Below are 11,093 nucleotides of genomic sequence, written 5' to 3' on the forward strand. Positions count from 1 at the left end.
AGAACCCCTCCCCGGTCGTGATCCGGCCGGGGAGGCCCTCCGCGGGCAACTCCGCCCGCGGACCATCGGCGGGCAGGACCCGCCCCTCTCCCCACCAACTGGATGCCACCGGTCCCGCAGAGCTGCGGGACCGCTCGACGAGGAGGCCCCATGGCAACCATCTTCCTGTACGAGATCGCCGGCACGGCGATGCTCACCCTGCTCGGCGGCGGCGTCGTCGCCAACGTCGTGCTGGGAAAGACCAAGGGCAACGGCGGCGGCTGGCTGCTCATCAGCTTCGGCTGGGGCCTCGCGGTCTTCGCCGGCGTGTGGGTCGCCTACAAGACCGGCGCCCACCTGAACCCCGCCGTGACCCTCGGCCTGCTCTCCAGCGGCGCCGCGGAGTACGCCCCCGGGATCGCCGTCACCGCCGGCAGCACGATCGCGTACCTGCTGGCGGAGCTGATCGGCGCCTTCCTCGGCGCGGTCCTGGCCTGGATGGCGTACAAGACCCACTACGACCAGGAGACCGACCCCGCCACGATCCTCGGCACCTTCTCCACCGGTCCGGAGATCCGCTCCTACGGCTGGAACTTCGTCACCGAGGTCATCGCGACCTTCGTGCTGGTGTTCGTGATCATCATGTTCGGCAACACGCCGCACGAGCTCGGCCCCCTCGCGGTCGCGCTGCTGGTCGTCTCGATCGGCGCGTCCCTCGGCGGTCCCACCGGCTACGCGATCAACCCCGCCCGTGACCTCGGCCCCCGCCTCGCCCACGCGGTCCTCCCGATCCCGCACAAGGGCGGCAGCGACTGGGGCTACTCGTGGGTCCCGGTCGCCGGCCCGATCGTCGGCGGCGTCCTCGCCGGCCTGGCGAGCTTCGCCTTCTGACCCGGCCCGCACCCCTCCACAGCCGGGCGGCTCCCGTGCGCCGCGCGGGGCCGTCCGGCACCATGACCACAGCACCACGTTCATCACCACGAAGGAGTTCCGATGACCGACTCGACGAAGTACATCCTCTCGATCGACCAGTGCACCACCTCGACCCGCGCGATCGTCTTCGACCACACCGGCCAGATCGTCTCGACCGGCCAGCAGGAGCACGAGCAGATCTTCCCCAGGTCCGGCTGGGTCGAGCACGACCCGATGGAGATCTGGCGCAACACCCGCTCGGTCGTCGGCGCTGCGCTGACCGGCGCGGAGATCAACCGCCACCAGCTCGCCGCCGTCGGCATCACCAACCAGCGCGAGACCGCGGTGGTGTGGGACAAGAACACCGGCGAGCCCGTCTACAACGCGATCGTCTGGCAGGACACCCGCACCCAGAAGATCTGCGACCGGCTCGCGGGCGACGAGGGCGCCGACAAGTACAAGGAGCGGGTGGGCCTGCCGCTCGCGACCTACTTCTCCGGCCCCAAGATCGCCTGGATCCTCGAGAACGTCGACGGCGCGCGCGAGAGGGCCGAGGCCGGTGACCTGCTCTTCGGCAACACCGACTCCTGGCTGGTGTGGAACCTGACCGGCGGCACGAACGGCGGCGTGCACGTCACCGACGTCACCAACGCCTCGCGCACCATGCTCATGAACATCGACACCCTCGACTGGAACGAGGACATCGCGAAGGACATGGGCATCCCGATGTCGATGCTCCCGGAGATCAAGTCCTCCTCCGAGGTGTACGGGTACGGCCGCAAGAACGACCTCCTCATCGACACCCCGATCGCCGGCATCCTCGGCGACCAGCAGGCCGCGACCTTCGGCCAGGCCTGCTTCGAGATCGGCATGGGCAAGAACACCTACGGCACCGGCAACTTCATGCTGGTCAACACCGGCGAGGACCTGGTGCGCAGCGAGAACGGGCTGCTCACCACCGTCGCCTACAAGATCGGCGACAACAAGCCCGTCTACGCCCTCGAGGGCTCGGTCGCGGTGACCGGCTCGCTCGTGCAGTGGATCCGCGACAACCTCGGCCTGATCAAGGACGCTCCGGAGATCGAGGACCTCGCCAAGCAGGTCGATGACAACGGCGGCCTGTTCGTGGTCCCGGCGTTCTCGGGCCTGTTCGCCCCGCACTGGCGCTCCGACGCCCGCGGCGTGATGGTCGGCATGACCCGCTTCCACAACAAGAACCACATCGCCCGCGCCGTGCTGGAGGCCACGGCCTTCCAGTCCCGCGAGGTCCTCGACGCGGCGATCGCCGATGCGGCCTCCGAGGGCGTGGAGCTCACCGAGCTCAAGGTCGACGGCGGCATGGTCATGAACGAGACCCTCATGCAGTTCCAGGCCGACATCCTCGGCGTGCCCGTCGTGCGCCCGAAGGTCATCGAGACCACCGCGCTGGGCGCCGCCTACGCCGCCGGCATCGCGGTGGGCTACTGGGAGGGCGAGCAGGACGTCATCGACAACTGGGCCGAGGACAAGCGCTGGGAGCCCCAGATGGACGAGGAGACCCGCGACCGGTACATGCGCCTGTGGCGCAAGGCCGTCGAGCGCACCCTCGACTGGGTCGACGACGACACCGACGCTCTGTTCGGCTGATCGACGAACTGCGGGCGCGGAGCGGCCGGCGAGGGACGAGCCGTCCGTGCAGCGTCCGCGGGAGGAGATCAGCACGAGAGCGCAGTGATCGACGACCGGCGGACGCCCGGCATCCCGAGGGGTGCCGGGCGTCCGTGCGTCCGCGCCGAGGTCACCGTCCGGACACGGAACGAGGTGATCGGCGTCACCCCGGCGTAGGATTCGCGGCACCTGCCCTCCCGGGCACCGGTACGGTGGCGCGTCGTCCCCGACCGGACCGGCGGCCCATGAGCGTCGACGCGGCGCACGGACCTCCGATCCGGCCCGTCCGCCCTTCCCCACCTGAGATCGGAGACCCCCATGGAGCTCGCCTTCAAGCTGGTCGCGCTCGGCGTCTACTTCGGCGCCATGATCGGCATCGGCCTGTACGCCTTCCGCAGGACCAAGGGCGGCGAGGACTACATGCTCGGCGGCCGACAGCTGCACCCCTTCGTCGCGGCGCTCTCGGCAGGGGCCTCGGACATGTCCGGCTGGCTGCTGATGGGCCTGCCCGGCGCGCTGTACATGAGTGGCATGGTCGAGGCGTGGATCGCGATCGGCCTGACCATCGGCGCCGGTCTGAACTGGATCTTCGTCGCCCCGCGCCTGCGCCAGTACACCCAGATCGCCGGCAACGCGATCACGGTGCCGAGCTACTTCGGCAACCGCCTCCACGACCGCACGAACATCCTGCGGATCGCAGCGGGCCTGATCATCCTGGTGTTCTTCACCTTCTACGTCTCCTCCGGCATGGTCGCCGGCGGCGTGTTCTTCCAGTCGATGTTCGGCGGCCCCTACCTGACCGGACTGCTCCTCGTGGGCGGCGTGACGATCCTGTACACCCTCTTCGGCGGCTTCCTCGGCGCGAGCTACACCGACGTGGTGCAGGGCCTGATCATGCTGGTCTCCCTGATCATCGTGCCGATCACCGCGATGTTCGTCGTCGGCGGGCCGACGGCGATGTTCGCCTCGGTGCGCGAGGTCGACCCCTCCTTCGGCTCCCTCGTCTCCGGCGGCACGTGGGTGGGGATCCTCTCCGCCGTCGCCTGGGGCCTGGGCTACTTCGGCCAGCCCCACATCATCGTGCGCTTCATGGCGCTGCGCTCCTCGCGCGACGCGAAGTACGGCACGATCGTCGGGATGAGCTGGATGATCCTGTGCGTGACCGGTGCCGTGTTCACCGCGATGGCGGGCCTGGCCTACTTCCAGCAGAACCGGGACGTGCAGATCACCGATGCGACCAACGGCGAGTCGGTGTTCCTCGACCTCGCACAGATCCTGTTCCATCCGCTGATCGCCGGCATCCTGCTGGCGGCCGTGCTCGCAGCGATCATGTCCACGATCTCCTCGCAGCTGATCGTGACCACCTCCGCGCTGGTCGAGGACATCGTCGGCGGCGTGGGTGTGAAGCTCAGCGACGGCGCCAAGCTCTGGGGCGGACGGATCGGCGTGCTCGTGGTCTCCGTCATCGCGGTGATCCTGGCCCTGGATCCCGAGAGCTCGGTGCTGGCTCTGGTCGCCTTCGCCTGGGCGGGCTTCGGCGCCGCCTTCGGGCCGATCGTGCTGCTGTCGCTGTTCTGGCGTCGCCTGACGACGGCGGGCGCCGCGGTGGGCATGATCTCCGGCGCGGTGGTCGCCTTCGTCTGGGGCCAGTTCGAGCCCGACGTCAGCTGGGGCCTGTTCGGGGACCAGCACCTCTACGAGATCATCCCCGGCTTCGCGATCTGCCTGGTGCTCGCGGTGCTGGTCAGCCTGATCACCCCGCAGCCGGAGCCCTCGGCGATGGAGGAGTACGACGACATGCTCGACTCCCTCTCCACCGGTGTGGCCCGCGACCGCTCGGCGGAGGCGCCGACCGCGTCCTGAGCGCGGCCACCCCGGCCTGGGCCGCACGATTCTGCGCTCCTGGCGTGACCTCACCGGCCATACGGCCCCGAGGTCACGCCAGGAGCGCATTCGTCGTCACGGCCGCACGACCGGGGAGCGTCGGGGTCAGTCGTCCGCGTCGGTGTCGTCGAAATCGCCGAAGAGGTTCTCCTCGGCGGGCCCGACGACGCCCGGACGCACCGAGAACAGCGAGCCCGCCGCCGGATCGTCCCCGTCGGCCAGGTTCTCCCGGCTGGTGGTGATGAACAGGGTCCCGCGGTCCTCGCCGCCGAAGGTGCAGGCCGTGACCTGGCGCGCCGCCACCGTGATCCGCTCGGCGACCCCGCCCCGCTCGTCCAGGCCCAGCACCTGCGAGCCGCCGAACATCGCCACCCACACCCAGCCCTCGGCATCCAGGCACAGCCCGTCCGGGCTGCCGTCCTCGCCGGCGAGGTCGGCGAAGGGCCGGCGCTCGACGAGCCCGTCGGCGCCGGACCAGTCGAAGAGATCGACCCGTTTGGTGGGGGTGTCGACGTAGAAGGCGCGCGTCCCGTCGGCCGTGAAGGCGAGGCCGTTGGAGATCGTGAGGTCCCCGAACTGCCGGGTGGTGGTGCCGTCGGGCATCAGGCGCCACATCGCGGCGGCTCCGGGCCGCTGGTCATAAGCCATCGAGCCGCACAGGAAGGAGCCGTCCGGCGCGATCGCGCCCTCGTTCATGCGCACGTCCTCGTCCCACAGCGGCGGCAGCGCGCGGATGGACCCGTCGGCGTCCTCGAGGCCGAAGCCCTTCTCGAGGGCGAGCACCGCCCCGCCGTCCGCCGCGGGGCGCACGCAGGCCACGACCGGGCTCGGGGTGGGCAGGCGCCGGGCCGTCCCGTCGGCGCCGAGATGCAGCATGTCCCCGGCGAGCATGTCCACCCAGCGCAGGCCGTCCCAGGTCTCTGACCAGTACGGACCCTCCGCGTGGTGACAGAGGGATTCGGTGAGTCGGTCGGCATGCATGGGGCTCCCCTTCCGGGCGCTGGATGCGGTCGACCGGCGCGCGGGGGCGCCGGTGGGGCCACCGTACGGGGTACGACGACGCGGCGTGCGGGCGTCCCGGCCTCAGTGATCCTGCATCGCCGCGAGCGCGTGGGTGATCTCGTAGGTCGCGGGGTAGAGGTCGCGGTAGAGCCGGTACAGCTCGTCGTACCGCTCGCGCCGCGCCGGGTCCGGGACGATCTCGTGATCGGTGGGGTTCCAGCGCGAGACGTCGGTGCCGTGGGCGAGGCGCGCGGCGAGCATCGAGCTGCCGTACGAGGCGCCGACGACGCGCCGCGGTATCCGCTGGACCAGGCCCGTCACGTCGGAGACGATCTGCGGCCACAGGTCGCTGCGGGCCCCGCCGCCGACGGCCACGACCCGGTCCAGGCCGAGCTCGGCCGCGGCGAGGGTCTCGAGGTGGTGGCGCACCCCGAAGGCGGCGGCCTCGAGCACGGCGCGGTAGAGGTCCCCGCGGGTGTGCGAGAGGGTCAGGCCCGCGATCACGCCCCGAGCGCCGGGGTCGGCGATGGGGGAGCGCTCGCCGGCGAAGTAGGGGAGCATGACCAGCCCGTTCGCGCCGGGACCGCTGGCCTCCGCCTCCACCAGCAGCTCGTCGAACCCCGGGGAGCCGGTCAGCTCGCGCAGCCAGCCGGTGATCGCCCCGGAGGACGCCATTCCTCCCGAGAGCGCATAGGCGCCCGGCTCCACCCCGGAGGCGGGCCACAGGGTGCGGCTCGCGACGGGCTCGACTGTGGTCGCGACGAGGAAGGTGGTGGTGCCGTACATCAGCATCAGGTCGCCCGGGGAGGCGGCGTCGACGCTGACGGCCTCCGCCCAGGCGTCGATGGTGCCGGTGATGACCGGGATCCCGGCGCGCAGACCGGGCACGAGCCGCGCGATCGCGCTCTGCACGGTCCCCGCCGCCCCGCCCGCCCAGCGCAGCTCCGGGAGCTCGAGGCCGGGGCCGACGCGCTCGGCCCACTCGGGATGCCACGCCTGGTGGCGAAGGCTGTACATCGGAGCGGACTGGCTGGCGCTGACGTGGTCGAGCACGTACTCGCCGGTGAGGCGGAAGGCGAGATACGAGGCCGGCATGAACAGCCGACGCGCCCGCGCATAGACCTCCGGCTCGTGCCGGGCGACCCAGGCGACCTTCGGCCCGGCCGCCTGCGAGGTGAGCATCCCGCCGCAGTGCGCGACGATCTCCTCCCGGCCCAGCACGTTCGTGAGGTGGTGGATCTCCTCGCCCGCGCGGGTGTCCACGCCGTAGAGGATCGCCGGGCGCACCGGTTCGCCGCTCTCGTCGGTGAGCAGCACGCAGGGGCCCATCCCCGAGACGCCGATCGCGGTCACCTCCGCGGGGACGTCCGCGGCGCCGGTCGCGGTGAGCTCGCGGGCGATGTCCACGAACTCCTCCCACCAGATCTCCGCGTCCATCTCGACGTGGCCCGGGGCGGGGCGGGAGACCGAGTGCTCGCGCACGGCGGCGGCGAGGATGGTCCCGTCGAGCGCGACGAGGGTGCCCTTCGTGCTCGAGGTGCCGACGTCGACGCCCAGCACGGCGGGGACCCTCGCGCCGGCTGGCGCTCCGGCCGTTCGGGGCGCGGCCGACGGGGCGGACGAGGTGGTGGGGGCGACGGATCCGGCGGTGATCGCCGCCGCCGTCCGCGAGGCGGGCTGCGCTGCCGGCGCCGCGGTCTCTGGCGACGCTGCCGAGGAGTCCGACGGAGCGGTCCGCGGAGCAGGGGGCCTCGCCCCCGTGCCTGCCGTCATCGCGCCGCCTCTCCGTGCCGTCATCGCCGCAGACCATCCTGCCACCGACGGCCCTGCCAGGGGCGCAGGACGGGGCCCTGTTCCGCAGCACCGCCCGGCGTTCACTAGGATCATCGGCGCGAGCCCTGCCGCCCCGGGGCCCGGACACGGCCTTCACGGAGAGGGAGGAGCATCGATGCTCGAGACCGCGATGGACCTCCAGCTGCTCCACCGCGCCGCCTCCGCCTACTACGTCGACGGGGTGCGACAGGCGGAGGTCGCCGAGCGCCTGGGCGTCTCCCGGCCCACGGTCTCCAAGCTCCTCGCCGAGGCGCGACGGATCGGGATGGTGCGCTTCGAGGTGCTCGAGCCGCCCACCGCCGACCTGCCCGATCTCGGCGCCCGCCTGCAGGACGTGCTCGGCGTCCGCTCCGTGCGCATCGCCCCGGGCAACCAGGTCCAGCGCGACTACCGCGGCATCGGCGACCTGCTGGGGGAGGAGCTGCGCTCGCTGGACCTGCAGCGGGGCGATGTGCTGCTGATCTCCTCGGGGAAGACCACCTACGCCGTCAGCGGCATGCCCGGGCTGCCGGAGCTGCCGGGAGTGGTGATCGCCCCGACCGTCGGCGGGCAGCAGGAGACCGACCCGTCCTTCCAGACCAACGAGATCGTGCGCCGCTTCGCGGACCGCACCCGGGCCGAGCCGAAGTTCATGTTCGCCCCGGCGAGCCCCTCGGAGCAGCTCTGGGAGTCGCTGCAGGCCGACCCCAGCTTCCGCGAGATCACCGACCTGTGGGCGCGGGCCCGCGCCGTGGTGGTCGGGATCGGCGAGCCCTACCGGGGTCGCGCGGCGCTGACCTCCGTGGTGCCGCGCGACGAGACGGCGCTGCTCCCGGCCGTCGGCGACATCAACCTCCACTTCTACGACATCGCCGGGCACCCGGTGAGCTATCCCGGCTCGGAGCTGCTGGTGCGCCCGCCGCGCGCGCTGCTCACCGCGCTGCCGACCTCGATCGCGATGGCGGCGGGGGAGCGCAAGGCGCCCTCGATCCTCGCCGGCGCCCGCGCCGGGCTGTACACGACGCTGCTGACCGACGAGCCGACGGCCCAGGCCGCGCTCGCGCTCGCCGCTGCGACGGGCTGACCCCGCCCGATCCACCCCGTGGCACGCCTCTGACCTGCGTCGCCCTGGTGTGGAACATTTGTGCTTGACGTTTGTTCCGGGTCTGTCTAGAGTGTCCTGGTCAGGCCCGACCCGTCGGCGCGCCCTGTGGGGCCACCAGGCCGGGCGGAACGTATCGAAGGAGATGTGTCTTACGTGAGCCAGCTGCCCGCCACCATGCAGGCCGTCGTCATGCATGCCCCCGAGGACTACCGCCTCGAGGAGCGTCCGGTCCCGACCCCCGCCGCCGATGAGCTCCTGATCCAGGTCGAGGCCGTCGGCGTCTGCGCCTCCGACCTCAAGGCCTACGCCGGCGCCGCCAAGTTCTGGGGCGACGAGAACCGCGACCGCTGGGTCGAGCCGGGCATCATCCCCGGCCACGAGATCACCGGCACCGTCGTGCAGGGCTCCGACGAGATCCTCGCCCACCACGGCGTCTCCGTCGGCGACCGCATCGTCGTCGAGCAGATCGTCCCCTGCGGCGAGTGCATGTACTGCCAGCGCGGCTGGTACTGGATGTGCGCCCCGCACGACATGTTCGGCTTCAAGCACTACCACGGCGGCATGGCCGAGTACATGATCGTGCCGAAGCTCGCCCGCGCCCACAGGATCTCCAAGGACATCGCGCCGCAGCACGCCGCCTACGCCGAGCCGCTGTCCTGCTCGATGCACGCTGTCGAGCGCGCCGAGCTGGAGTTCGACGACGTCGTGGTCATCGCCGGTGCCGGCCCCATCGGCCTCGGCGCGATCATCGGTGCGGCCCACAAGAACCCCAAGCTCGTCATCGCCCTCGATTTCGACGACGAGAAGCTCGAGCTCGCGAAGAAGTGCGGCGCCGACCTCACCCTGAACCCCTCGAAGGTCGACATCTACGAGGAGATCCGCGGCCTCACCGGCGGCTACGGCGCCGACGTCTACATCGAGTGCACCGGCCACCCCAGCGCCGTGCCGCAGGGCCTGAACCTGCTGCGCAAGCTCGGCCGCTTCGTGGAGTACTCGGTCTTCAAGGAGAACGTCTCGGTGGACTGGTCGATCATCTCCGACGACAAGGAGCTCGACGTGCGCGGCGCCCACCTCGGCCCGCACACCTGGCCCGCCGCCATCAAGATCATCGAGAAGGGCGACCTGCCGCTCGACGAGATCTGCACCCACCAGTTCGGCCTCGCCGACTTCCAGAAGGCCCTCGACGCGGTCGCCGACTCCGCCGGCGCCTCCGTCAAGGTCTCCATCCTCCCCGGCCGCTGAGCACGGCCCCGCTGATCCCGGATCAGCCCTGACGGGGCGGCCGACGCCTCGATGCTGCCGTCGGCCGCCCGCGCCTCTCCCTCTCGCACACAGGAGTGCCCTTATGAGCGCAGTACCCTCGACCACCCAGGCCGGACCCGCCGTGCCGGCCGCCGGGTCGCCCCAGGAGACCTTCCTGGACCGACTCGGCATCCCCCATCCGCTGCGGTGGGGCTTCCTCGGCGTGCTCGTCTTCATGACGGGCAACGGCGTGGAGACCAACTTCGTCTCCCCGCACATGGCGAACGTCTTCGGCGGCGGCGACGACATGATCAACGTCGCCGCCACCATCATCACCTTCTACTCCCTCGCCTCGCTGGTCGGCTCGTACCTCGCCGGCGCCCTCTCGGACCTGTGGGGCCCGCGCAGGGTGATGCTGCTCGGCCTCGTCGTCTGGCTGGTGTTCCAGGCCGCGTTCCTGGGTGCGCTGTCCAGCGAGTCGATCCCGCTGGTGGCCGCGACCTACTTCTTCCGCGGCTTCGGCTTCCCGCTGTTCGCCTTCTCCTTCCTGGTCTGGGTCAACGCCGTGGTCCCCAAGGAGCGCAACGGTGCGGCGGTCGGCTGGTTCTACGTCATGTTCACCGGCGGCATGCCCACCATCGGATCGCTCGTCGCGATCGGTCTGATCCCCGCCTTCGGCGGCGGCTTCTTCGGTGAGCGCTGGGCCATGGCCGTCTCCTCGCTGATCGTGATCGCCGGCTTCCTGATCGCCTGGCTCGGGGTGCGCGAGAAGCACGGCTCCATCCGACTGGCCCCGGAGGGCGAGACCTCCCGCCAGGTGGTCTTCTCGGGCGTGCACCTCGCGTTCACGAACAAGCGCGTGATGATGGGCTTCCTGACCCGCCTGATCAACACCGCCCCGCAGTTCGGCATGTTCATCATCCTGCCCACCGTCATCGCCGAGACCCTCGGCTGGGGGCAGAGCCGCTGGCTGCTGATGACCTCGATCGTCTTCGCCGGCAACATCCTGTTCAACGCCGCCTTCGGCGCCCTCGGCGACCGCATCGGCTGGACCACCACGGTGCGCTGGTTCGGCATCGTCGGCTCCGCGATCGGCCTGCTGCTGTGGTGGTACGTGCCGCACTGGGTGCCGGCCGGCTCCGACTGGGGCTTCGTCGTCGCCGTCATCGCGGGCACCGTCTTCGGCATCCTGCTGGCCGGCTTCGTGCCGCTGGGCGCGATCATGCCGGCGCTCGCCCCGGACCACAAGGGCGCCGCGATGGCGATGTACACGACCGCCGCGGGCGGTGCGACCTTCCTCGGCTCGGCCGTGGTCGCCGTCGTCCGCCCCTGGGGAGGGAACGTCGGCGTGGTCTGGGCGTTCGTGGTCCTGTACGCCCTCGCCTTCCTGATGACCTTCGCGCTGAAGGTCGACCAGCCGCGCGTCGGCAAGAAGGACATCGCCGCCGCCGAGGCCTGATCCGCGCCCCGGGGGCCGACGGGATGACCGTCGGCCCCCGGGCCCCGCCCG

The 11,093-nt window shown here is 71.2% G+C and carries 8 protein-coding genes; 6 read left to right on the forward strand and 2 right to left on the reverse strand.

The window, feature by feature from the left end; all coding sequences use genetic code 11:
- Window positions 1-150: 150 nt before the first annotated feature.
- From HMPREF3159_RS04685 to putP, 3 genes are all read left to right on the forward strand, one after another.
- Window positions 151-870: an MIP/aquaporin family protein gene (locus tag HMPREF3159_RS04685; RefSeq protein WP_070499897.1), complete on the forward strand. Its 720-nt coding sequence runs from the start codon at window positions 151-153 to the stop codon at window positions 868-870.
- Window positions 871-972: 102 nt separating this feature from the next.
- Complete coding sequence (glpK, locus tag HMPREF3159_RS04690) at window positions 973-2,517, forward strand: glycerol kinase GlpK (protein WP_070499898.1); 1,545 nt, start codon at window positions 973-975, stop codon at window positions 2,515-2,517.
- A gap of 339 nt (window positions 2,518-2,856) precedes the next feature.
- Window positions 2,857-4,401 carry a sodium/proline symporter PutP gene (gene putP, locus HMPREF3159_RS04695; protein WP_070499899.1) on the forward strand — a complete coding sequence of 515 codons (1,545 nt, stop codon included), beginning with the start codon at window positions 2,857-2,859 and terminating at the stop codon, window positions 4,399-4,401.
- 126 nt (window positions 4,402-4,527) lie between these two features.
- On the opposite strand, the gene HMPREF3159_RS04700 is transcribed toward putP, so the two are convergent.
- Window positions 4,528-5,403 carry an SMP-30/gluconolactonase/LRE family protein gene (locus HMPREF3159_RS04700; protein ID WP_070499900.1) on the reverse strand — a complete coding sequence of 292 codons (876 nt, stop codon included), beginning with the start codon at window positions 5,401-5,403 and terminating at the stop codon, window positions 4,528-4,530.
- Window positions 5,404-5,505: 102 nt separating this feature from the next.
- The gene (locus HMPREF3159_RS04705) at window positions 5,506-6,984 is read right to left on the reverse strand and encodes an FGGY-family carbohydrate kinase (RefSeq protein ID WP_070499901.1); all 1,479 of its coding nucleotides are present in this window, start codon (window positions 6,982-6,984) and stop codon (window positions 5,506-5,508) included.
- A 388-nt stretch (window positions 6,985-7,372) separates the two neighbouring features.
- Between HMPREF3159_RS04705 and HMPREF3159_RS04710 the strand changes: the two genes are divergently transcribed.
- The 3 genes from HMPREF3159_RS04710 to HMPREF3159_RS04720 all read left to right on the forward strand — a co-directional run bounded on the left by HMPREF3159_RS04710 (window position 7,373) and on the right by HMPREF3159_RS04720 (window position 11,042).
- Complete coding sequence (locus tag HMPREF3159_RS04710; protein ID WP_070499902.1) at window positions 7,373-8,320, forward strand: sugar-binding transcriptional regulator; 948 nt, start codon at window positions 7,373-7,375, stop codon at window positions 8,318-8,320.
- 174 nt (window positions 8,321-8,494) lie between these two features.
- A complete protein-coding gene (locus HMPREF3159_RS04715; RefSeq protein ID WP_070499903.1) occupies window positions 8,495-9,583 on the forward strand; it encodes a zinc-binding dehydrogenase in 1,089 nt (362 codons plus the stop codon).
- 103 nt (window positions 9,584-9,686) lie between these two features.
- Window positions 9,687-11,042 carry an RbtT/DalT/CsbX family MFS transporter gene (locus HMPREF3159_RS04720; protein ID WP_070499904.1) on the forward strand — a complete coding sequence of 452 codons (1,356 nt, stop codon included), beginning with the start codon at window positions 9,687-9,689 and terminating at the stop codon, window positions 11,040-11,042.
- Window positions 11,043-11,093: the final 51 nt, after the last annotated feature.

The sequence above is a fragment of the Brachybacterium sp. HMSC06H03 genome, from assembly GCF_001807385.1.
Taxonomy (GTDB): domain Bacteria; phylum Actinomycetota; class Actinomycetes; order Actinomycetales; family Dermabacteraceae; genus Brachybacterium; species Brachybacterium conglomeratum.